Here is a 22,304-nt window from a genome sequence, read left to right as displayed (position 1 = left end):
GTGCGATGACGGGGTGCGGACCGGCCGGCCGGGCCGGCCGGTCCGCCGGTGGGTGCGCGCCGTTCAGGCGTAGATCACGCCGCGGGCGACGGTCACGGCCGAACCGCCGACCCGTACGGACGTGACGGCTTCCGGGGCGCCGTCGGCGCGGGCCCGCATCAGCGAGGGACGGCCCATCTCGACGCCCTGGTGGATGTCGATCCACCGTCCGAACCCGATCCGCCCATGCCGGGCGAGATGGACGGCCAGCGGGCCGGCCGCCGATCCCGTGGCGGCGTCCTCGGCCACGCCGTAGGCGGGCGAGAACATCCGGCTCCGCCAGGTCGTGCCGGAACCGGCGAAGCAGTTGGTCGCCATGTCGGGGAAGGCGGCCAGCGCGCGCTGGTCGGGGTCGACCCGGGACAGAGCGGCGATGCTCTCCAGCCCGACGAAGACGTGCCGGGGACCGTTGTGGTAGATCACGACGGGCAGCGTGGAGGAGGTCAGGCCGAGCGCGGCGAGGAGTTCTCCAGCACGGTCGAACTCCGTCCAGGTCGGGACGGGCTGCCCCATCTCCGCGGCGACGACCCTCCCGTCCACCCGCTCCAGGTCGAAGGCGATGACTCCCATCGCCGTCTCCAGCCGGAGCCGGTCCTCCGTGCGTCCCTCGCCCAGCGCGATGGCGGTGCCGAGGAGCGGATGCCCGGCGAAGGGCAGCTCGTTCACCGGCGTGAAGATGCGGATGCGGGCGTCGCCCCCCTGCCGTGGCGGGAGGACGAAGGTCACCTCCGACAGGTTCATCTCCCTGGCGATGCGCTGCATGCGTTCGCCGGAGAGGTCCTCGGCCTCGAAGAAGACCGCGACCGGGTTGCCCTGCAGCGGCGTGTCGGTGAACGCGTCGACGACCACGTAAGGACGCGCGCCTTCCAGCACGGACTGGCCGGTCATCGTCATGACAGCAGGCCTTCCATCAGAGAGCCCAGGATGCGGGGGCCGTTCTCGGTGAGCACCGACTCGGCGTGGAACTGGATCGAGGCGAAACGGGGGCCGCGCAGCGCGTGCACCTCGCCGGTCGCCGGATCACGGCAGATCTCCACCGTGCCGAGGCCGTCGATCTCGGCGTGGTCCGCCTCGGCGCGCGCGGCGAACGTGTTGTAGAACCCGACGCGCTCCCGCGCGCCGAAGAGGCTGATCTCCTTCTGCAATCCCTGGTTGGGCACGTCGCGGCGCTGCAACGGGAACCCGAGCCGGGTGGAGAGGACCTGGTGGCTCAGGCAGACGGCGAGGAAGGGGCGCCGCCCGGACAGGAGCGCGTCCGCGGCGGCCCCCAGGTAAGCGATCTTGGGGTGGGCGGCGTCGCGGGGGTCGCCGGGGCCGGGCCCCAGCACCACCAGGTCGTACCCGTCCAGCGACGGCGTCTCGTCGTGGCGGCGCACGGTGACCGCCATGCCCAGGCTGCGCATCTGATGGTCCAGCATCGAGGTGAAGGTGTCCTCGGCGTCGATCACCAGTGCCCGCACCCCGGCCAGCCGCGGCAGGGCGGCGGTGCCGCCGCCGCGCCTGCCCAGCCAGAAGCCGGCGATGTTCGCGTTGCGCCGCTCCAGCGCCTCGCGGACCTCCGGGCGGGTCCTGAGCCGGCCGCTGTCGCCGGTGTCGAGCGCCGCGAGCAGCCCGGCGGTCTTCGCGCGGGTCTCCGCCACCTCCGACATCGGGTCCGAATGGCGTACGAGCGTCGCGCCGACGCCGATGCGCGCCCGGCCGGTGTGGTCGATGTCGGCGGTCCGGATGAGGATGGAGGAGTCGAGGGTCTGCCGGCCCGCCTCGTCGCGCCCGATCAGGGCGACGACTCCGCTGTAGTATCCCCGGCCGTGCGGCTCGTGCCGGTCGATCACCCGGCAGGCGTTCTCCACCGGGCTGCCGGTCACGGTCGGGGCGAACATGGTCTCGCGGAGAATGTCGCGCACGTCCCAGCCGGTGTCGCCCTCGATGAAGTACTCGGTGTGCGCGAGCCGCGCCATCTCCTTGAGCCGCGGGCCCGTCACGCGGACGCCCGGCTCGCAGATCCGCGTCATCATCTTGAGTTCCTCGTCGAGGACCATGTAGAGCTCGTCGGACTCCTTGCGGTCGGCGAGGAAGTCCATCACCCCGTCCAGGGAGGGGCCGGACGCCGGATACCGGTACGTGCCGCTGATCGGGTTCATGGTCGCGACGCCGTCCCGCAGCGTCACGTGCCGTTCCGGGGTGGCGCCCACGAACGTCCGCTCGCCGGTGTGGACCACGAAGGTCCAGTACGCGCCCGACTCGACCTCCAGCAGGCGCCGGAAGAACGCGAGGGCGGCGCGGGGCGTGTAGTTCCCGATGTCGGCGACGAAGGACCGCTTGATGACGAAGTTCGCGCCCTCCCCCTCGCCGATCGCCTCCTTGACGACCCTGCGGACGATCTCGGCGTAGTCGTCGTCGTCCACGTCGAAGTGCCCGCCGGAGACCGCGAAGGGCAGATCGGGGATCTGTTCCAGGGCCTCGGCGACCGGCAGGACGCCCTGCCGGGTCACCGTCATCGCGATGAGCGGGGCGCCGTCGTCGGCGCAGGCGAAACCCCGCTCGCGGACCTGCCGGTAGGGGACGACGACGAGCGCGTGGTGGCGGCTTCCCGCCTCCGGCTCCTCCTGTCCGGGCAGCGGGATGTCCCCGAGTTCGCTCAGGTGGGCGACCTCGCCGACGAGGACGTCCAGCAGGCCCGGCCCGTTCGCCTCGGGCCGGTGCAGCAGCGCGAAGGCCGGCGCCCGGAGGTCCAGCACGGCGTCGAGCAGGCCGCCTCCCCCGGTGCCGGTGTCACTCCGGATGCCGCTCACGAGAAGACCTCCTTGGCCGTCAGGACGACCGCGCACCTCTCGGCCGCGTACTCGACGGCCATGCGGTGGTAGGCGGCGGTGAAGTCGGCGACGGCGTCGGCGACCAGGAAGGTCTGCAGGTCGTTGGTGAAGGCGTCGACGGCCGTCATCAACACCCCGACGTGGGCGTACACCCCGCAGACCACGAGCTGGTCTCGGCCGGCCCGCCGCATGCGCTCCAGCAGGTCGGACCGGAAGAACGCGCTGTAGCGCAGCTTGGTGAACATCCAGTCGCCGGGGGCGGGGGCGAGCTCGTCGACGACGAGCCGGTCCTCGGGGGCGCGGCGCATGCCGGGCCCCCAGAAGTCCTTGAGCAGCCCGCGCTGCTCCTCGCTCATGTCGCCGGGCTGCGCCGTGTAGCCGACGGGGATGCCGAGCGCCGCGCTCCGGTCCCGCAGCAGCGCGACGTTCCGTACGAGTTCGTGCCTGGTCGAGTCGGCGAACGGCCTGACGAAGTACCGCTGCATGTCGTGGATCAGGAGCACGGCACGAGCCGGGTCGGGCGTCCATCCGGCGGCGTTGGGAGGCAGGTCGCCCGCCGCCGGAAAGGGGTAGGCCGGGATTGCGGGTATGCCGGACATGGAAGTCCTTTCTGGTAGCTCTCGCGTCAACCGCCCCAGGCGGAGATGACCGAGACCGCCTGCCAGAGGGTCAGCCGGGGGTCACAGAAGCTGGTGTAGCGGTCGCCCACCTGGGCGAAGCCGCTCTCGTCGGCGACGCATTCGGTCACGTCGTCGGGTGTGGTCTCCAGATGGAGGCCGCCGGGGACGCCGTCCGCGCTCTCGACCGCGGTGACGAACTCGCGGACCTCCTGCTGCAGGGCCGGCACCAGACGGGTCTTGTGACCCGACGGGGTGACCCGGGTGTTGCCGTGCATGGGGTCACAGAGCCAGATGACGGGATGTCCGGCGGACCTCACGGTCTCGACGAGCGGCGGTAGGGCGTAGGCGACCTGGTCGGCGCCCATCCGGGAGATGAGGGTGAGCCTGCCGGGCTCGCGTTCGGGGTCGAGCCGCTCGCACAGGCCGAGCAGTTCGTCCTTGCTCATCTTCGGGCCCACCTTGCAGGCGACCGGGTTGGCGACCTCCGCCAGCAGGGCGACGTGCGCGCCGTCCACCTGCCGCGTCCGCTCGCCGATCCAGGGCCAGTGTGTGGATCCGAGGATCAGCCTCCCCGAGGCGTCCCTGCGGAGCATGGGAACCTCGTAGTCGAGCAGGAGCGCCTCGTGGCTGGTCCACACGGGCGGGTCGATCGGCGACCGGGCGGACGGTCCGCGCCAGCCGAGGTGTTCCATGATGTCGCTGGCCGCCATGTATCCGGTGAGGATCCGCAGCGGATCGGGCTGCCTGCTCTCGGCGGTCGGCTCGGGGCCGTTGACCATGTGCCCCCGGTACGCCGGGAGGGTGCGGTCGCCGATCTTCTCGGTGGAGCTCGAGCGCGGCTTGGAGAACTGGCCGCCGATGCGGCCCGCCCTCAGCACGGGTTTGTGCGTGATCATCTTGAGCGCGCCGGCCAGCACGTCGAGGGCCGCGGACTTGCGGCTCACGTGCTCGGGCGTGCACTCCTCGGGGTTCTCCGCGCAGTCGCCGGACTGCACGACCAGGGAGTTTCCTGCGGCGACCTCCGCCAGGAGGGCACGCAGGGCTCGTACGTCCGCCGGCCTGACGAGCGAGGGGCGGGAGGCGAGCACTTCCTTGACGCGCTGGACCTGCGAGACATCGCTCCACTCCGGCTGCTGCAGCGCGGCGCTCAGCCGGATGGCGGGCATCACGTCATCCACGGTTCTCCATGGGGGGTCGAGATGGGGGGTCGAGGCGCTGTCGGCGCCGTCGTCGCCCGGCCGGGGACGGCTGGGGGAATTGCCTTGCGGCCGCTGACGATCAAGCGGCGGATGTGACCTAGGTGGGGATTCCCTCACGCTTGATCTCGGGCACGGGGATGTTCAGCGCGCGCAGCTGCTCGAACGGGTTCATGAACTCGCGCTGCAGCTTGATCTTCCCGTTCTCCAGCTGGAAGGAGTGCAGGAAGTGGTTCCGGTAGTGGCCTTCGGGGTAGCCGGGGAAGCGGATGGCGCCTTCGCCGTCGCACTCCACCCAGAAGAAGTTCGGGTCGTCCGTCTCGAAGATCTGGATGTTGAACCAGACCCAGTCGGGGAAGCACTTCAGCGACCAGACGGCGTGCTCGCCGAGGCGGTCACGCCCGCGGATCGCGATCGGCTCCCCGGTGTCGTTGGTCCAGAGGCCGCCGACGCCGTCCTCGGTGAACAGGAGGTGCCGCCGCAGCCGATCCTCGCCTCTGGTGTTCATGTACTGCTCGACCGTCGCCCGGTTGATTTTCCGGAGTTCGGTCTCCGCGTCGCTTCCCGGAAAGTGAGTCGTCTCTGACACGATGAACCCTCCAACGAATGACGATTAATGGTGATATTTCACCCTGTGCCTTATCCGCAGAAGCACCTCCGTCGATTTCCGGTCACCCCGGAAAACCGCCCCGCACCAGGTTCGCCAGGCGTTCCCATTCCTCGGATCTCCTGAGCACGACGGCGCGGACGAGCGGCATGCAATGGGGCGGGACCGCCTCGGCGATCTCCTTCCACTGGGCCGGGCCCACCTCCGTCGCCAGGAGCATCCGCAGCAGCAGCCGCCCGGACTCGGTCGCCCGCAGAGACGGGTCACGCGCGAGCTTTCGCAGCACGGACGCCGTCTCGACCGCCTCCCCCGCCGGGCATCCCGGCGTCCTCGGCTCGCCCCTGCGCCGGCTCTCCACGTAGGGGCGACGGGAGGACTGCGCCGCTCGCCGGACGACCCCGGTGCGCGGCGACGGCGTCCCGTCCTGGGCCTGCGCCGCCCCGCCGCCGGTCTCCTCCCGCGCGCGCAACCGGTCCGGGATCGGATCCTGCCCGCGGTCGAGTCGCTCGCGTACGTCCCGGACGGTCCCCAGCGAGAGCCCGGTCTTCCTGGACAGCTCGCGGAGGGAGATCTCCGAGTTGGCCGCCAGCAGGGCGGCCGCGCTGCGACGCCCCTCGACGCTGCTGATCGGCCGGGACTTCCCGTCCCGGCCGACGCGGCTGAACTGGACCTGCCCGCCGAGTCGCCGGCGCAGGCCGCCGACGGTCTTGGCGCTCAGTCCCGCGTTCTCGGCCACCATCCGGTCGGACCAGTGCGGATGGGAGGCGATGATCCGCCCGGCCGCCTCCTTCCGTTCGTCGAGCGTCAGCGGCAGTCCGTGGCCGACGTTCAGCCGGACCGACAGGACGAACGCGTCGGCCTCGCTTCCGTCGAAGAACCGGACGGCGATCTCGTTCCTGCCCTTCAGCACGGCGGCGCGCAACCGGTGCATGCCGTCGATGACCCGCATCGTCGGCCGGTGCACGAGGAGGGGATCGAACGCGCGATCCATCTCCGCGAGCATCCGGACGTGCGCCGGGTCCTCACGTTGCTTCCGCGGCGACAGCGAGGACGCGAGATCGCGGACGGACACGATCTCCCACGGCAGGTGGCGCAGATCCGCCAGGTCGGGGAGGCGAGTGCCAAGTTCGCGATCGGTGTCGGCTGCGGTGTGAAGTGTCACTGCGGGGCCTTCCTATGAAGGAACAGGGGCAGGGGCGAATTCTTCACAGGAGCTCAACTGCGCTCAGCTTATGGTTCGGATGATTGCCATACCAGAGCAGAACGGGCACATTCATGACAAGTCATCCATAATTTGGATATCGGTCTGCCCGCCCACGGCGACGGGACCATGGAAATTCGTCGAGGTATCACAATCACGACATATAACGAAATGCACAGCACGGCATGACCAGCGTCACGGAACCGTACCTGCCTTAAGGGACGACCGTTTCGATAGGCGCCCGGAGAACCGGGCACGGAGCCCCGGGCAACCCGGCCGGCCCCTGGTGCACAGCTTTAAGCCTCTCACCGGCCACCGATTTCGGACATCGTTCTCGATTTTCGGCATGGCGCGAAAGTATGAGCGGTCGATGCGAGGATAGGATGCACCTCGGGCGGCAGCCGGCCGGTGCGCTTCACGGCCGGAGAGGTCACCCTGGGTGCCCCTCCCCGTCACGTTGGTTCAGGCGAACCGGCAACAATAATCAGTACGGGCACTGACGTCTCCTTGTCAAACGTGCGTTCTCCATCTCCCCACCTATACGACGAACCGCGACGGTGAAAGGTGACCGATGAACGACCAGGCCCAATTGGCCGAGCACTTCGACCGATCCCGCGGGCATCTGCGCGGAGTCGCGTTCCGCATGCTGGGCAGCGCGGACGAGGCCGACGACGCGGTGCAGGAGACCTGGCTGCGCGCCTGCCGTGCCGACTCCGCCTCCGTCGACAACCTGACCGCCTGGCTCACGACGATCACCGGGCGGGTCTGTCTCGACATGCTGCGCTCGCGCAGCCGCCGGCGTGAGGACTTCGCCGACCTGACCGAGCTCGACATGCTGGCCCCCCACGAGGAGACCGCCGACCCGGCGGACGAGGCGGTGCTCGCCGACTCCGTCGGTCTCGCGCTGCTCGTGATCCTCGACACGCTCGGCCCGGCCGAGCGCGCCGCCTTCGTGCTGCACGACCTGTTCGCCGTGCCGTTCGACGAGATCGCCGTGATCGTGGAACGCACGCCGGCGGCCGCGAAGAAGCTGGCCAGCCGCGCCCGCCGCCGGGTGCACGACACGGCCGACGTCCCCTCCTCCGACCTGGTCAGGCAGCGTGTGGTGGTGGACGCCTTCCTGGCCGCCTCCCGGGCCGGCGACATCGACGCCCTGCTCGCGGTGCTGGCCCCCGACGTCGTACGCCGGGCCGACGCGGTCGCCCTGCGCGGGCAGGTCAGGGCGCAGGCGGAGATGCGGGGCGCGCGTGCGGTCGCCGAGGAGACGCGCACCAACATCCGCAGGGCGCGCTTCGCCTGGCCCGCTCTCGTCAACGGCGCCGTGGGGGCGGTGGTCGCTCCGCACGGACGCCTCCAGCTCGTCATCGAGTTCGCCTTCTCCGGTGACCGCATCGCGTCCATCGGCGTCATCGGTGACCCCGCGCGCCTCAAGGAGGTCCGGCTCGGGCTCGCCGACTGCGCGGCGGCGGTGGCCGAACCGTCCGTACGGCGCCAGTTCTCGGTGCAGAGCGCGTGACGCCCGACGACCGCCGGGAGGCATCGTGATCGTGAATCCACGGCTCGCCGTGCTCTACGTCAGCGACCAGAGCAGGACCCTGGAGTTCCTCACCGGGACGCTGGGCTTCGAGCTCGCGGCGGACGTCCCCCAGGGGGAGGGGCGCCGCTGGGTGGAGGTGCGCCCGCCGGGCGCGCAGACCTGCGTGGCCCTCGCCGCCGTCGAGCCCGAGATCCTGGAGGCGCTGGAGGCCCGCGCCGGACGGATGACCCACGGCTGGTTCGACTGCGACGACGTCGACGCCACCTGCCGGGACCTGCGGGGGCGGGGCGTGGAGATCGTCGTGGCGCCGCAGGCCACCCCGTGGCGGGAGGGGGGCCGGTGGGCGCAGATCCGCGGCCACGACGGCAACCTGTACGGGCTGACGCAGCGAGGCCACTGACCGCGGGCGGTACCAGGTGCGGCGTGGTACCAGGTGGTGATACCAGGTGCGGAATGGTACGGGCGCGGGTGGTAACTGCGGGTTTTCCTCAGTTGCACACCCCGCCCCCTCCGCTGTGCGGATCAGCCACCGTCGTTCCGCCGGACAGGGCGCACCTCGCAGCGCACCCGCGCTCTGGCCCTGGCGTCGATCACGTCCACCGCCTCCTCCGTGAGCCCGGTGACGGCGGCGATGTCGGTGTGCGCGAGCCCGAAGCCGTGGTGCAGCAGGAACACCGTCCGCTCGTCCTGGTCCAGCATGCCGAGGACGGCCGCCAGGGCCGCCGAGACCGACTCGGCCAGTTGCAGATCGGGCTCGCCCCTCAGCGGCTCCGGCAGCCAGGGGCCGATGTGCTCCTCGCCGTTGGCCTGCGCGACGCGCAGGCGCGTCAGCGCCAGCACGGTGACCAGCCCGATGAGCGCGTTCGGGAATCCCGCCGGGCGGTCGCCCTGACGGGCCAGCCAGCGGGTCCGGGTCTCCTCGACCACGCGTGCGGCCTCCCCGCCGTCGCCGAGCACGCTGCGCGCCACCGCGTGGAGCAGAGCGGCGTGTTCCTCGAACGCCTGGAACGCGTGGTCCGCTCCGGCCGGCCCATCCGGATGACGCTCCATGCGCTCTCCTCGTAGTCGTGGTCCGATCTCCGGACGCCGCCCACCGGGCCGCCAGCCGTACGTCGCCGCCCGTCGCCCGCCCTGCCGGACACCAGTACGCGCGGCGCCGCAAGCCCCGGCGACGCCCGATTCGACGATTTTCCTCGTCGCCCGCAATTTACACCGGCGGAACCGCCACGCCCAGAATTCCTCCCCTCTCCTTTGCCCCGACTCCCTTGGCCGGCACCCCTTTGCCGACGGCTCCGGCGGTGCCCGCGGGCGCACCGGACCGCCTCTTTCTCATTAAGACGAACGCGACTCGCGGAATGTGACACGTGAACGCGCGAGGAATTGCCGCCGCAATGCGGATGTCACGTTCCGGCCCTCGGGATACGTCATTCTTTTGGCGGCACGAATCGGCGGAACCCCTCCGCTCGCCACCGTGCCGCCTCCCTGCCGCACAGCGAGGTGAACAACTGATGGTCTTCGTCCCGGACGCGTCCCACGCCGATCCGAGCGCGTGGCGGATCGCCATGGACGCCAGCGAGGGAACGCTGTCGATGACGACGTCGAAGGGGCCTCGGCTCCTGCACGAACTGCCCTGTTTCCACGGTTCCTTCTATCTGAGCCCTCCCGGGCTGCTGGCGGGCTTCACGCTGCAGCTGCCGTTGCCGGTCTATCCGTCCTGGCTGCAGGAGGACGAGGCCCCCGTGCTCTTCTGGGAGTCGGTGGACCTCGAGACCGGCCACGCCCCCAACGAGGTCATGGGGAACGCCCGGCTGCGGCTCGGCAGGCGGGAGACCTCCGCGGCCGTGTCCGCCCTGTGCACGGAGGTCCCGGTCGCCGGCACCGGCCGCTCCTACCTCAAGATCGTGCTGGAGACCGTGTTCCCCTCGGTGAGCCTGCGCTGGCCGGCCGAGGCGTGGCAGCGGCTGCGGCCGGTGACGCTCAAGCTGTTCACCGAGATCCGCCCGGCCGACCCGCCGGAGTCGCGGTGGCCGGTGCCGGAGCAGCGGGATCGCTGAACAGGACCATCGAACAGGGCCACTGAGCAGCCGAATGTGGTCCGGGCCGAATCGGCCCGGACCACATCGGCGCTCACGACGGGTCAGCGCGTCAGCGCACGGTCCTCCGGAAGAGCGTCCGGGGACGCGCCCGCCGGGAGCGCGGCCTGCCCGTTCTCGCCGTGCGCGCCGCCGTTCGCGATCGGGATCTTCTCCCCGCCGTACGCCCTGGACATCCGCAGGCGCAGCCTGCCGATCGGCCCGCGCATGCCCTTGGGAGGCACGGCCTCGTCGTACGGCAGCACCGGCACCGGCTCCCGGCCGCGCAGGTGCGCCTCGATGTCCTCCGCCGGCCGCGAGTGGACCTCGACGTACCTGCCGTCCGGCAGCCGTTTGATCACCCCCGACTCCACGCCGTGCGTCAGCACCGCGACGTCGGAGCGCTGCAGCCCCAGGCAGATGCGGTAGGTGATCGCGTACGCCAGGGCGGGCGCGACGAACACGAGGATCCGTCCGGCCCAGGTCGTCGTGTAGAGGCTGACGCGGAAGTTCGCGGAGATGATGTCGTTGCCGCCGAACAGCCACAGCACGCCGTAGAACGCGATGGCCGCCATGCCGATCGAGGTGCGGTGCGGGTTGTCGCGCGGCCGGTCCGCGAGGTGGTGCTCGCGGTGGTCACCGGTGATCCATCGTTCCAGGAACGGGTAGAGCGCCATCCCGACGACGATGATCCCCAGCGGCACCAGCGCGGGGATGACCACGCTGAGCGGGATCGTGCCGGCCTGGGAGGTGCCGAAGACGTTGAGCTCCCAGGCGGGCATGATGCGCAGCGCCCCTTCGAGGAAGGCCAGGTAGAAGTCGGGCTGCGAGCCGGCCGAGATGTCGGCGGGGCTGTACGGCCCGTACAACCAGACGGGGTTGATCTGCGCGAACGTGCCGAGACCGGCGATCACGGCGAACGTGAACAGGAAGAACGCCCCCGACTTCGCCATGAAGGCCGGGTAGAAGGGCGCGCCGACCACGTTGCGGTTGGTGCGTCCCTTGCCGGGGAACTGCGTGTGCTTCTGCACCCACATCAGGATCAGGTGCGCTGTGACCAGCGCCAGGATCAGGCCGGGCAGGAGCAGGATGTGGATCGAGTAGAAGCGGGAGATGACGTCCTCGCCCGGATACTCGCTTCCGAACAGGAAGAAGTTGAGGTAGGTGCCGACCACCGGCAGGCCGATGACCACCCCCTGGGTGACCCGGAGACCGGCGCCGGACAGCAGGTCGTCGGGCAGGGAGTAGCCGGTCAGGCCCTCGAACAGCGCGACGGAGAGGATCACCACTCCGATGATCCAGTTGAGCTCGCGCGGCTTGCGGTAGGCGCCGGTGAAGAAGACCCGCAGCGCGTGCGCCATCATGCCGCCGATGAAGATCAGGGCGGCCCAGTGATGGATCTGCCGGATGAGCAGGCCGCCCCGGACCTCGAAGCTGATCTTCAGAGAGGACGCGTACGCCTCGGACATCGTCACCCCCTTGAGCGGGGCGTACGTGCCGTCGTAGACGATCTCCCCCATGCTCGGCTTGAACCAGAACGTCAGGAAGGTGCCCGTAAGCAGCAGGATGACGAACGAGTACAGCGCGATCTCGCCGAGAAGGAACGACCAGTGGTCGGGGAAGATCTTGCGCAGGTTGCGTCTCGCGAAGCCGCCCGCGCCCAGGCGGTCGTCCAGGAAGGTGGCCGGCCCGGCGATGCGTTCGGGCACGGTTCTCAGTTCACTCAAAGGTGGCCTCCGTTCTCCCTGGCCCGCGCCTCCGCGTCGCCGCGCTCCCAGTAGCTGGGACCGACCGGGGCGGCGAAGTCGCCGCGTGCGACGAGGTAGCCCTCCTCGTCGACGCCGACCGGCAACTGCGGCAGCGGCCGGGCGGCGGGGCCGAACACGACCCTGGCCCCGTCGGCGGCGTCGAAGGTGGACTGGTGACACGGGCACAGGATGTGGTGGGTGGTCTGCTCGTACAGCGCCGCGGGGCAGCCCACGTGCGTGCAGATCTTGGAGTAGGCGACGATCCCGTCGTGGGTCCAGTTCCGGTTCGTGCCGGCTTTCAGCTCCTCCGGACGGAACTTGACGAGGATCACCGTCGCCTTGGCGAGGACGTTCAGGTCGTGCTCGTAGCCCTGGGGGACGACCGACAGGATGCCTCCGGGCGAGTTGAAGTCGGCCGCGCGGATCGGCTGGCCGGTGCCCTCGACGACGAGGCGCAGCGGCTTGCCGTCCCTGGTCCGCTCCCCCCAGACCGTGTGCCGCAGCTTCCGGTGGAGCTGTGCGGCGGGCACGCCGGTGGTGTCGAGGTCGCGCAGCAGCACCAGCGGCGCCAGGCCGAGCGGCGCCGCCGCGAGCAGCAGCGTGCGGCGCAGCAGCCGGTGCCTGACGATGCCGCTCTCCCCGGCGCCGCGCACGAACGTGGCCGCGACTTCGGCCCGCACGTCCTCGGGTGAGGCCATGGGGTGGCGCCGCTGGACCAGTTCGTACTTCGGCATGATCTGGCGCACCCAGATCACGATCCCCGAGGCCAGCGCCAGCAGCGCCAGCGTCAGCGTCCCGCCGAGGGCGACGTGCGAGGCGCCCGTCGCGCGGAGGCCGCCGGTCTGGAGCCGGACGTAGGTCACGAGGAAGGCCACGAGCGCGGCGAACGCGAGCAGGAAGCACAGCGCCGCGATCCGCTCCGCCCTGCGGGCCGTCCGTTCGTCCTGCGGAACGACGCCCGCGACGCCGGGGACGGCGGGAAAGTCCGGGTCCTCGAGGACCGGGCCCTCGTCCGCCGCGCCCGGACGCCCGGACATGGGCGTACCGGACAAGGGTGCACCGGATAAGGGAGCCTCGGTCGAAGGGGTGCCGATGACACGGGCGGGCGCCCGCCGCTCCGGGCGCCCCTCAGGCCGCCCGTCCGGGCGTCCGGTCTCGTGCTCGTTGTCCGTCATGACGAAAGTCGCTTCTCTCGCGGCCCGTCAGCCCGCGGCGCGGACGGGCCTGGGTCTTCCGGGTCGCCGGCCCTCGACGCCCCCGAGCTTGTCCTGGTTGGCGATGATCCAGATGCGCGTGACGCGGTCGGCGGCGAGGTCGACGTCGACCACGATCACCGCGATCGGCTCGTCCCCCGCGGTGATGAGCGCCGCGGGCCCGCCGTTGACGTCCACGACGGATCCGCTCCCGATGTCGTCACGGGCGTCGCCGGTGGCGGCGACCGCGGCGCCGTCCGGGCGCAGGACCCTGCGCAGGCCGCGGACGAGCAGGCGGCCGACCTTCTCCGCGCCCTCGACCCGGTTCCTGGCCACGCCGCGGCGGCCGTTCCCGTCGATGCACAAGGTGACCTCGGGGGCGAGCAGGTCGAGCAGCGCCCGCAGGTCGCCGCCCAGGCAGGCGGCCAGGAAGCGCTCCGTCACCCGCCTGCGGACGTCGCGGTCCTGCCGGAACCGGGGCCGCCGCTCCCGGACGTGCGAGCGGGCGCGACGGGCGAGCTGCCGGACCGCGGCCTCGGACCGGCCGACCATCACCGCGATGTCGGCGAAGGAGAACTCGAACGCCTCGCGGAGCACGAACACGACCCGCTCCAGCGGGGAGAGGGTCTCCATCACCACGAGCATGGCCACGGAGACCGAGTCGGCGATCTCCGCGCCGTCCTCGATCGCGGGCCCGGTCGGCAGCGGCTCGGGCAGCCACTGCCCGACGTACGCCTCCCTGCGGGCCTTCGCCCACCGCAGCCGGTCGAGGGCGAGCCTCGTCGTGACCTGGACGAGGAAGGACCGGGGGTCGGCGATCCTGGCGTGGTCGACGCGGTCCCACCGCAGCCACGCCTCCTGGACGACGTCCTCGGCGTCGCTCACGCTGCCCAGCACCCGGTACGCCACCCCGAAGAGCAGCTCACGGCTGCTCTCGAAACTGGCGACCGGCGCGGGCTGCCCCTCGGTCACCGCGGGCATCTGGCCTCCTTGTCTCCGCCTCCCCTATAGAGACGCGCCGGAGGCACGAGACGTGACACGGGCGGCACGGGGTGCGAGACCGCCGGAGAGGCCCCCACGCAGGGGGACTTCCCGCGTATTGCCCTTTTCGTGATCTGCGCCACTCTTGACCTTCCAACACAGCCAGGTATAAACACATACGAAACAACATCGAAACGGCGGTGAACCAACACGATGTACGCCGAGGAGCGGCAGCAGGACATCCTGCGGGCGGCCCGGGACGCCGGCCGGGTCGACGTGGTGACGCTGGCCGAGCGGTTCGGCGTCACCACGGAGACGATCCGCCGCGACCTGACCGCCCTGGAGCGCGCGGGCGTCCTGCGGCGCGTGCACGGCGGCGCCATCCCGGTCGAGCGCCTGGGGTTCGAGCCCGCCCTGGCCGCCAGGGACGAGGTGATGACGGCCGAGAAGGAACGCATCGCCAAGGCCGCCCTGGCCGAGCTTCCGCAGGACGGCGCCGTGGTCCTCGACGCGGGCTCCACGACGAGCCGGCTCGTGCAGACGCTGCCGCCGGACCGCGAGCTCACCGTCGTCGTGAACTCGCCCCCGCTGGCCACGATGCTGGCGAGCCGCCCCAACCTGACCGTGCTCATGCTGGGCGGCCGGGTGCGCGGCCGGACGCTGGCGACCGTGGAGGACTGGGCCATCCAGCAGTTGTCGCAGCTCAACGTGGACGTCGCCTTCATGGCGACCAACGGCTGCTCGGTGGCCAAGGGCCTGACGACCCCCGACCCCGCCGAGGCGGCGATCAAACGGGCGATGATCGCCTGCGCCGACCGCGCCGTCCTGCTGGCCGACCACACGAAGTTCTCCGCCACCTATCTGGCGCGCTTCGCGACGCTCCGCGAGATCGACGTCGTCATCACCGACGCCGGGATCGACCCCGACCTCGCCGCCGCGCTGGCCGCCGCCGGGCCGGAGGTGGTGCGCGCGTGATCCTGACGCTGACCCTGAACCCCAGCCTCGACCGCACGATCGAGGTCGGCGCGCTCACCCGCGGCGCGGTCATCCGCGCCGCCGCCACCCACCTCGACCCCGGCGGCAAGGGCGTCAACGTCTCCCGCGCCCTGCTGGCCAACGACGTGCGGTCGTGCGCGGTCATCCCGTACGGCGGCAGCGAGGGGCGCCGGCTGCTCGACCTGCTGTCCGAGGAGGGCATCGACATGGTCCCCGTGCCGGTAGAGGGCACCACCAGGTCGAACGTCGCCATCGCCGAGCCGGACGGCACCGTCACCAAGGTGAACGAGCCGGGCACCGCGCTGACCCCCGCCGAGCTGGACACGCTGGCGGGCGCGGTGCTCGACGCCGCCCGGTCGGCCGACTGGGTGGTCGCCTCGGGCAGCCTCCCACCGGGCGTCCCGGTCGACGTGTACGCCGGGCTGGGCCGCCGGTTCGCCGACGCCGGCATCAACCTCGCGGTCGACACCAGCGGCCCCGCCCTCGTGTCCGCCGTGAACGCCGGCCCGGCCCTGGTCAAGCCCAACCGCGACGAGCTCGCCGAGGCCACCGGCACGTCGATCGCCCACGTCGGCGACGTGCTCGACGCCGTCGGCAAGCTGCGCGCGATGGGCGCGCGCTCCGTCCTCACCAGCCTCGGCGCCGACGGCGCGCTGCTGGTCGAAGACGACGACCAGATCTGGTACGGCGAATGCGCGGTCGAGGAGCCGCGCAGCAGCGTGGGCGCGGGCGACGCACTGCTGGCGGGCTTCCTCGCCGCCGGGGCCCGCGGCGGGACGGCCCTCGCCGAGGGCCTGGCCTGGGCCGGGGCGGCCGTGGGCCTGCCCGGCAGCCGGATGCCCGGCCCGGCCGACATCGATCGCACCCACGTCCGGATCGGCCCTCCCGACCCGGCCCGGCCGCTCTCCCCCCACTGACCGCGCCGACCGAACCCCCTGTCCACCGAACCCCGCGCCCACCGAATCGGCCCTGCCGACCGCCCGCTCCGCTCGCTCTGCCCCTACTGATCCACTCGCTTCGCCCGCTTTGCCCGGGGACGGCGGCGACCCGGGAACCCCCCAGCCGGCCCGCCAGGCCGGTCGCCCGGAAGGAGCATTTTCCATGGCCACGCCTTATACCCCCACCGTCCACGGCACCGGTGTGCGGGCCACGATCCAGCGTTTCGGCGGCCATCTCGCCGGGATGATCATGCCGAACATCGGCGCCTTCATCGCCTGGGGCCTCATCACCGCCCTGTTCATCCCGACCGGGTGGATACCGAACAAGACCCTCGCCGAGCTGGTCGGCCCGATCATCGGCACCCTCCTCCCCGTGCTCATCGGCTACACCGGCGGCCGGATGGTCCACGCCCAGCGCGGCGCGGTCGTCGGCGCCGTCGCGACGATGGGCGTCGTCGTCGGGGCGGACGTCCCGATGTTCCTCGGCGCGATGGTCATCGGCCCGCTGGCCGCGCTGGTCCTCAAGTACGCCGACCGGTTCACCGCCGAGCGCACCAGAGCCGGTTTCGAGATGCTGGTCGACAACTTCACCGCCGGCATCGTCGGCGCCGTCATGGCGATCGCCGGCGTCCTCGCCATCGGCCCGGTCGTGGAGAAGGTCACCGAGGTCGCGGGCGACGGCGTGTCGTGGCTCGTCTCCCACTCGCTCCTGCCGATCGCGTCGGTCATCATCGAGCCGGCCAAGGTGCTGTTCCTCAACAACGCGATCAACCACGGCGTGCTCGGGCCGCTGGGCGTCGCGGAGTCGGTCAAGCACGGCAAGTCGATCCTGTTCATGCTGGAGTCCAACCCCGGCCCGGGCCTCGGCCTGCTGATCGCCTACCTGCTGTTCGGCCCGAGGTCCCTGCGTCCGAGCACCCCGGCCGCCATGATCATCCACTTCTTCGGCGGCATCCACGAGATCTACTTCCCGTACGTGCTGATGAAGCCGCGCCTGATCCTCGCGGTGATCGCCGGTGGCGCCTCGGGTGTGCTCACCTTCCTGGTCACCGGGGCGGGCCTGGTCGCGACGCCGTCGCCGGGCAGCATCTTCGCCTACATGGCGGTGACCCCGAAGGGCGGCTGGTTCGGGGTGATCGCCGGGATCGTGATCGCGACAGCCGTCTCCTTCGCCGTGGCCGCCGCCCTGCTGGGCTTCGGCCGCGCCAACGGCGACCAGGCGGACGACATCGACGGCACGAGCACCGAGAAGCACGACCCAAGCAGCGAGACGGCGGCCGAGAGCGTGCCCGCCACCAAGGAGGCGTAGAACGTGTCCAGCATCCAGGGCAAGGACGTCCGCAAGCTCGTCGTGGCGTGCGACGCGGGCATGGGCAGCAGCGTCATGCTGGCGAGCACCCTGCGCAGGCAGCTCAAGGGCACCGAGGTCACCGTGGAGCACACCCCGGTCAACTCGATCCCCGAAGACGCCGACGTGATCGTCTGCCACGCCGGGCTGGCCGACCGGGCCAGGGCGAGCGCCCCCGGGGTCGCGCTCGTGCCGTTCCAGGTCTTCATCGGCGACCCGGCCGTGACGCGGGTCGTCGACGCCATCAAGAGCGGAGGCAAGATCGATGGCTGACCGGGCCACGGCCCCGCTCCCCCTCGACCCCCGCGCCGTACGGACGGCCGCGGCCGCCACGGACCTCGAGGACGCCATCCGGCAGTGCGGAGCGGTGCTCCAGGAGGTCGGCGCGGTGGACGGCACCTACGCCGAGGCCATGCTCGAACGCGAGCGGTCGATCTCGACGTACGTCGGCGAGGGCGTCGCCATCCCCCACGGCACGCTGGAGTCGAAGGAGGCGGTCCGCCACGACGCCCTCTGTGTGCTGCGCTTCCCGGAGGGCGTCGACTGGCACGGCGAGCGCGTAACAGTGTGCGTCGGCATCGCCGCACGCGGGGGCGGCCACATGCGGCTGCTGTCGTCGCTCGCCCGGATCCTGCTCGACCCGGACCGCGCCGCGGCCCTGCGCGCGGCGACCGAGGTCGACGAGGTCATCGGCCTGCTGCGGCCCGACGAAGAGGAGGACCCGGAGTGAAAGTCGCCCGATTCCACGCGCCCGGAGACATCCGGCTGGAGGAGGCGCCCGAGCCGGTCGCCCGCCCCGGCGAGGTCAAGATCCGCGTGCGCGCCTGCTCGACGTGCGGCACGGACGTGAAGATCTACCGGTTCGGGCACCACCACATCAGGCCGCCCCGGGTGATGGGCCACGAGATCGCCGGAGAGATCGCGGAGCTCGGCGAGGGCGTCACCGGCTGGAGCCCGGGCGACCGGGTGCAGGTGATCGCCGCCATCCCCTGCGGCGAGTGCGAGGAGTGCCGCCGGGGCCACCTCACGGTCTGCCCCAACCAGGAGTCGATGGGCTACCACTACGACGGCGGCTTCGCGCAGTTCATGGTCGTGCCGGCCAAGGTGCTCGCCGTGGACGGGCTCAACCGCGTCCCCAACGGGGTGGGCTTCGCCGAGGCGTCCCTCGCCGAGCCGCTCGCCTGCGTGCTCAACGGGCAGGAACTGGCCCGCGTCGGCGAGGGCGACGACGTGGTCGTCGTCGGCTCGGGTCCGATCGGCTGCCTGCACGTGCGGCTCGCCCGCGCCCGCGGCGCGGCCCGGGTGTTCCTCGCCGACCTGAACGCCGAGCGCCTCGCCATGGCCGCCGGCCTCGTACGGCCGGACGCGGCGATCTGCTCGGGTGAGACCGACGTCGTGGACGAGGTGCTCAAGCTGACCGGAGGCCGGGGCGCCGATGTGGTGATCACCGCGGCGGCCTCCGGGGCGGCCCAGCAGCAGGCGCTGCAGATGGCCGCGCGGCAGGGCCGGATCAGCTTCTTCGGCGGGCTGCCGAAGGACGATCCGATCATCGCCTGTGACTCCAACCTCGTGCACTACCGGGAGCTGACCATCGTCGGCGCGAACGGGTCGAGCCCGGCGCACAACGCCCGCGCCCTGCGGCTCATCGCCGAGGGCGCGGTGCCGGTCGCCGACCTGATCACCCGTCGCCTCGGCCTCGACGAGGTCATGGACGCCATCGACGTCGTCGCCCGCGGCGCCGCCATCAAGGTCACGATCGAACCCTGATGCGCCGGTGACCGACGCGCTCCCCGTCGGGGAGACTGGGGACGCGGAGGGGAGGAACGGCGGATGGCGGCATCGAAAGGGCGGACAGCGGATCCCGGCGAGCACGGGGGTGAGCGGGAGGAGGCCCGGTACGTCCGGCGGCGGCCCGCTCCCCCGCTGCGTCCGCTGGTCGCGTGGTACAGCGGCTACCGCGACGCGGGCGTCCCGCCCGGGACGCATCGCGGCCTGCCCTCGCCGTACCTGACCATGATCGTAACGCTGGACGACCCGCTCGTCGTCGCGGCGCATCCCGATCCCCGCACCCCGGCGGGGTCGTACGACACGCTGGTGGGCGGGTTGCACACCGCTCCCGCGATCGTCACGCACGACGGGCGGCAGTCGGGGGTCCAGCTCGCGCTCACGCCGCTCGGCGCGCGGGCCCTGCTCGGGGTGCCGGCCGGGGAGCTGTCCGGGCTCGACCTGGACGGCGCCGACGTCCTCGGCGCCCTGGCGGGCGAACTGCGCGAGCGCCTGCTGGGGGCGACCGGGTGGGACGACCGCTTCGCGGCCCTCGACGCGGTCCTGTCCCGGCGCACCCGCCCCACCCGGGAGCGGCCGCCGGAGGTGACCCTGGCGTGGCGGCGGATGCTGGCCGCCGGTGGCCGGGTCACCGTGTCCGATCTCGCCCGCGAGGCGGGCTGGAGCGCCCGGCACCTCAACAGCCGGTTCCGGGAGGAAATCGGCCTGTCTCCCAAGGAGGCGGCGCGGGTCGTCCGGTTCGACCGGGTCCGCCGCCTGCTGCAGAACGCGTCGGCGTCCGGACGGCGGATCGCGCTGGCCGACGCCGCGGCCGAGTGCGGGTTCTACGACCAGGCGCACCTCGCCCGCGAGTTCCGGAGCCTCGCCGGATGCTCCCCGAGCCGGTGGCTGGCCGAAGAGGGGGCGCCGTTCCGATACGTCCAAGCCTGGGGCGAGGACGTACGGCCAGACTCGGCGGCATGAACGACACCACACCAGCACCTCAGGTATGGCCCACCCTGCGGGCCAGGGACGCCCGCGCGTTGATCGCCTTCCTCGTCGAGGCCTTCGGCTTCGAGGAGACCGCCGTGTACGGCGAGGGCGACCACGTCGGCCACGCCCAGCTCTCCTGGCCGCCCGGCGGCGGGATCATGCTGGGCAGCGTCCGCGAGACGCCGGACGACAAGTGGACCCTCACCCCCGGCTCGTTCGGCGCGTACGTCGTGACCGACGACGTCGACGGGCTGTACGCGCGGGCGACCGCCGCGGGGGCGCGCGTCGTCCAGGAGCCGTCCGGCACCGACTACGGGTCCCGCGAGTTCACGGTCCGCGACCCGGAGGACAACCTCTGGTCGTTCGGCACCTACCGCGGCGAGCCGCGCGTGAAGGGCTGATCACCCTCCGCCACCCCGCCGGGCAGCGCCCGGCGGGGCCGGACCGATCTCCATCCCCGTGAATACCCCGCCGAAAACCGGATAGGGAGGCATTGACAAGGACTAACAGTTCAAACGTGATCTGAGAGGAGCCGTCCCATGACGGACGTGTCGAGCAAGGGACCGGAGCCCGGAGACGAGCGCCCGGTGCTGACCAACCGTCAAGGGCACCCGGTCTACGACAACCAGAACCAGCGGACGGTCGGCGCACGCGGCCCGGCCACCCTCGAGAACTACCAGTTCCTGGAGAAGATCAGCCACTTCGACCGGGAGCGCATCCCGGAGCGGGTGGTCCACGCGCGCGGCGCCACGTCGTACGGCTTCTTCGAGGCGTACGGCACGTGGGGCGACGAGCCGATCGCCCGTTTCACGAGGGCGAAGCTGTTCCAGGAGGCCGGCAAGCGCACCGACGTGGCCGTGCGGTTCTCGACGGTGATCGGGGGGCGGGACTCGTCGGAGGCCGCCCGCGACCCGCGCGGGTTCGCGGTGAAGTTCTACACCGAGGACGGCAACTGGGACCTCGTCGGCAACAACCTCGCGGTGTTCTTCATCCGCGACGCCATCAAGTTCCCCGACGTGATCCACGCACTCAAGCCCGACCCGGTGACGTTCCGGCAGGAGCCGAACCGCATCTTCGACTTCATGTCGCAGACGCCCGAGGCCATGCACATGCTGGTCAACCTGTTCAGCCCGCGGGGCATCCCGTCGGACTACCGGCACATGCAGGGATTCGGGGTCAACACGTACAAGTGGGTGAACGCCGAGGGCGAGACCCACCTCGTGAAGTACCACTGGATGCCCAAGCAGGGGGTCCGCAGCATGACGGCCGAGGACGCCGCCCGCGTCCAGGCCCACGAGCTGGGACACGCGACCAAGGACCTCCGCGAGGCGATCGACCGCGGCGACCATCCGGAGTGGGAGCTGCTCGTCCAGATGATGAGCGACGAGGAGCACCCCGAGCTGGACTTCGACCCGCTGGACGACACCAAGGTCTGGCCCGAGGAGCTCTTCCCGGCCAAGCCGGTCGGCCGCATGGTCCTCGACCGCAACGTGAGCAACAACTTCGCGGAGAACGAGCAGATCTCCTTCGGCACCGGCGTCCTGGTCGACGGGCTGGACTTCTCCGACGACAAGATGCTCGTGGGCCGCACGTTCTCCTACAGCGACACCCAGCGCTACCGCGTCGGGCCGAACTACCTGCAACTGCCGGTCAACCAGGCCAAGAACGCCAACGTGCGGACGAACCAGCGCGACGGCCTCATGACCTACCAGCAGGACCAGGCGGGCGAGAACCCGCACGTCAACTACGAGCCCTCGATCACCGGCGGGCTGCGCGAGGCGCGGTTCCCGACGCACGACGAGCAGGGCCCGGAGATCGTCGGCAGGCTCACCCGCAAGCGCATCCCGCGGACCAACGACTACAAGCAGGCGGGCGAGCGCTATCTGCTCATGGAGCAGTGGGAGCGCGACGACCTGGTGGAGAACCTCGTCGGGCAGCTGTCGCAGTGCGTGCGCCCCATCCAGGAGCGCATGGTCTGGCACTTCCTGCTGGTCGAGGACGACCTCGGGCTGCGCGTCGGCGAGGGCCTCGGCATCACGCCGGACGACGTCAAGCACCTGGAGCCGCTGGCGAGCCAGGACCTGACCGACGAGGACAGGCAGCGCCTGTCCGCCCTCGGCAAGAACGGCCCGCGCGACGTCTCGGGCCTGAAGATGACGCACTGCGTCCCGGACGAGCGGGCCGAGGTGCCCGCGATGTGACACCCGTGAGGTGGGGGCCCGGCTCGGCATCCCGAGCCGGGCCCCGCCATGTCGGCG

At 71.5% G+C, this 22,304-nt stretch carries 22 protein-coding genes; 12 read left to right on the top strand and 10 right to left on the bottom strand.

Annotation, left to right across the window (positions count from 1 at the left end):
• Window positions 1–63: 63 nt before the first annotated feature.
• The 6 genes from F5972_RS32185 to F5972_RS32160 form a co-directional block, all read right to left on the bottom strand.
• Window positions 64–933, bottom strand: a complete 870-nt coding sequence (locus F5972_RS32185) for a PhzF family phenazine biosynthesis protein (RefSeq protein ID WP_318527651.1) — start codon at window positions 931–933, stop codon at window positions 64–66.
• Window positions 930–2,831 carry an anthranilate synthase family protein gene (locus tag F5972_RS32180; protein ID WP_225312085.1) on the bottom strand — a complete coding sequence of 634 codons (1,902 nt, stop codon included), beginning with the start codon at window positions 2,829–2,831 and terminating at the stop codon, window positions 930–932. Before F5972_RS32180 ends, F5972_RS32185 begins: the two co-directional genes overlap by 4 nt.
• A complete protein-coding gene (locus tag F5972_RS32175; RefSeq protein ID WP_150939086.1) occupies window positions 2,828–3,451 on the bottom strand; it encodes an isochorismatase family protein in 624 nt (207 codons plus the stop codon). Before F5972_RS32175 ends, F5972_RS32180 begins: the two co-directional genes overlap by 4 nt.
• A gap of 26 nt (window positions 3,452–3,477) precedes the next feature.
• Window positions 3,478–4,650, bottom strand: coding sequence for a 3-deoxy-7-phosphoheptulonate synthase (locus tag F5972_RS32170; protein ID WP_191910418.1), 1,173 nt, complete (start codon window positions 4,648–4,650; stop codon window positions 3,478–3,480).
• 118 nt (window positions 4,651–4,768) lie between these two features.
• A complete protein-coding gene (locus F5972_RS32165) occupies window positions 4,769–5,257 on the bottom strand; it encodes a PhzA/PhzB family protein (protein ID WP_150939084.1) in 489 nt (162 codons plus the stop codon).
• A gap of 82 nt (window positions 5,258–5,339) precedes the next feature.
• Window positions 5,340–6,437: a ParB/RepB/Spo0J family partition protein gene (locus tag F5972_RS32160; protein WP_150939082.1), complete on the bottom strand. Its 1,098-nt coding sequence runs from the start codon at window positions 6,435–6,437 to the stop codon at window positions 5,340–5,342.
• Between the two features lie 610 nt (window positions 6,438–7,047).
• Here F5972_RS32160 and F5972_RS32155 point away from each other — a divergent pair.
• Together F5972_RS32155 and F5972_RS32150 are read left to right on the top strand one after the other, a co-directional pair.
• Window positions 7,048–7,992, top strand: coding sequence for a sigma-70 family RNA polymerase sigma factor (locus F5972_RS32155; protein WP_150939080.1), 945 nt, complete (start codon window positions 7,048–7,050; stop codon window positions 7,990–7,992).
• 25 nt (window positions 7,993–8,017) lie between these two features.
• Window positions 8,018–8,413 (top strand): VOC family protein, encoded by a 396-nt coding sequence (locus F5972_RS32150; RefSeq protein ID WP_191910417.1) that lies wholly within the window; start codon window positions 8,018–8,020, stop codon window positions 8,411–8,413.
• Window positions 8,414–8,535: 122 nt separating this feature from the next.
• Here the strand turns inward: F5972_RS32150 and F5972_RS32145 are convergent, their stop codons facing one another.
• Window positions 8,536–9,063 carry a sigma factor-like helix-turn-helix DNA-binding protein gene (locus tag F5972_RS32145; protein WP_150939077.1) on the bottom strand — a complete coding sequence of 176 codons (528 nt, stop codon included), beginning with the start codon at window positions 9,061–9,063 and terminating at the stop codon, window positions 8,536–8,538.
• A 458-nt stretch (window positions 9,064–9,521) separates the two neighbouring features.
• Between F5972_RS32145 and F5972_RS32140 the strand changes: the two genes are divergently transcribed.
• Window positions 9,522–10,067 carry a hypothetical protein gene (locus F5972_RS32140; protein WP_150939075.1) on the top strand — a complete coding sequence of 182 codons (546 nt, stop codon included), beginning with the start codon at window positions 9,522–9,524 and terminating at the stop codon, window positions 10,065–10,067.
• A gap of 83 nt (window positions 10,068–10,150) precedes the next feature.
• Here F5972_RS32140 and qcrB read toward each other — a convergent pair whose 3' ends face one another.
• From qcrB to sigJ, 3 genes are read right to left on the bottom strand one after another with little or no spacing between them, the layout of a single operon-like run.
• On the bottom strand, window positions 10,151–11,812 hold the full coding sequence (qcrB, locus tag F5972_RS32135) for a cytochrome bc1 complex cytochrome b subunit (protein WP_404803093.1): 1,662 nt from the start codon (window positions 11,810–11,812) through the stop codon (window positions 10,151–10,153).
• Entirely contained in the window at window positions 11,809–13,008 is a 1,200-nt protein-coding gene (gene qcrA / locus F5972_RS32130) for a cytochrome bc1 complex Rieske iron-sulfur subunit (RefSeq protein WP_150939073.1), read from the bottom strand. Before qcrA ends, qcrB begins: the two co-directional genes overlap by 4 nt.
• 27 nt (window positions 13,009–13,035) lie before the next feature.
• A complete protein-coding gene (gene sigJ, locus F5972_RS32125; protein ID WP_150939071.1) occupies window positions 13,036–14,007 on the bottom strand; it encodes an RNA polymerase sigma factor SigJ in 972 nt (323 codons plus the stop codon).
• A 213-nt stretch (window positions 14,008–14,220) separates the two neighbouring features.
• Here sigJ and F5972_RS32120 point away from each other — a divergent pair, with 213 nt between their 5' ends.
• The 9 genes from F5972_RS32120 to F5972_RS32085 all read left to right on the top strand — a co-directional run bounded on the left by F5972_RS32120 (window position 14,221) and on the right by F5972_RS32085 (window position 22,247).
• Entirely contained in the window at window positions 14,221–14,982 is a 762-nt protein-coding gene (locus F5972_RS32120) for a DeoR/GlpR family DNA-binding transcription regulator (protein WP_150939069.1), read from the top strand.
• Window positions 14,979–15,920 (top strand): 1-phosphofructokinase, encoded by a 942-nt coding sequence (gene pfkB / locus F5972_RS32115; protein WP_150939068.1) that lies wholly within the window; start codon window positions 14,979–14,981, stop codon window positions 15,918–15,920. The genes F5972_RS32120 and pfkB overlap by 4 nt, the downstream gene beginning before the upstream one ends.
• A 184-nt stretch (window positions 15,921–16,104) precedes the next feature.
• Window positions 16,105–17,250 (top strand): PTS mannitol transporter subunit IICB, encoded by a 1,146-nt coding sequence (gene mtlA / locus F5972_RS32110; protein WP_225312084.1) that lies wholly within the window; start codon window positions 16,105–16,107, stop codon window positions 17,248–17,250.
• Window positions 17,251–17,253: 3 nt separating this feature from the next.
• Window positions 17,254–17,562 (top strand): PTS sugar transporter subunit IIB, encoded by a 309-nt coding sequence (locus tag F5972_RS38515; protein WP_225312083.1) that lies wholly within the window; start codon window positions 17,254–17,256, stop codon window positions 17,560–17,562.
• Entirely contained in the window at window positions 17,555–18,019 is a 465-nt protein-coding gene (locus F5972_RS32105; RefSeq protein ID WP_150939066.1) for a PTS sugar transporter subunit IIA, read from the top strand. Before F5972_RS38515 ends, F5972_RS32105 begins: the two co-directional genes overlap by 8 nt.
• Window positions 18,016–19,056, top strand: a complete 1,041-nt coding sequence (locus tag F5972_RS32100; RefSeq protein ID WP_150939064.1) for a zinc-dependent dehydrogenase — start codon at window positions 18,016–18,018, stop codon at window positions 19,054–19,056. The genes F5972_RS32105 and F5972_RS32100 overlap by 4 nt, the downstream gene beginning before the upstream one ends.
• Window positions 19,057–19,119: 63 nt before the next feature.
• Window positions 19,120–20,037 carry a helix-turn-helix domain-containing protein gene (locus F5972_RS32095; RefSeq protein WP_150939062.1) on the top strand — a complete coding sequence of 306 codons (918 nt, stop codon included), beginning with the start codon at window positions 19,120–19,122 and terminating at the stop codon, window positions 20,035–20,037.
• Complete coding sequence (locus tag F5972_RS32090; RefSeq protein WP_150939060.1) at window positions 20,034–20,447, top strand: VOC family protein; 414 nt, start codon at window positions 20,034–20,036, stop codon at window positions 20,445–20,447. Before F5972_RS32095 ends, F5972_RS32090 begins: the two co-directional genes overlap by 4 nt.
• A 138-nt stretch (window positions 20,448–20,585) precedes the next feature.
• Entirely contained in the window at window positions 20,586–22,247 is a 1,662-nt protein-coding gene (locus F5972_RS32085) for a catalase (protein ID WP_150939058.1), read from the top strand.
• Window positions 22,248–22,304 lie beyond the last annotated feature (57 nt).

The organism is Microbispora cellulosiformans (assembly GCF_008728085.1).
GTDB classification, from domain to species: domain Bacteria; phylum Actinomycetota; class Actinomycetes; order Streptosporangiales; family Streptosporangiaceae; genus Microbispora; species Microbispora amethystogenes.
The sequence above is the reverse complement of the archived record's forward strand: the minus strand, read 5'-3'. Positions and strand labels throughout refer to the sequence as shown.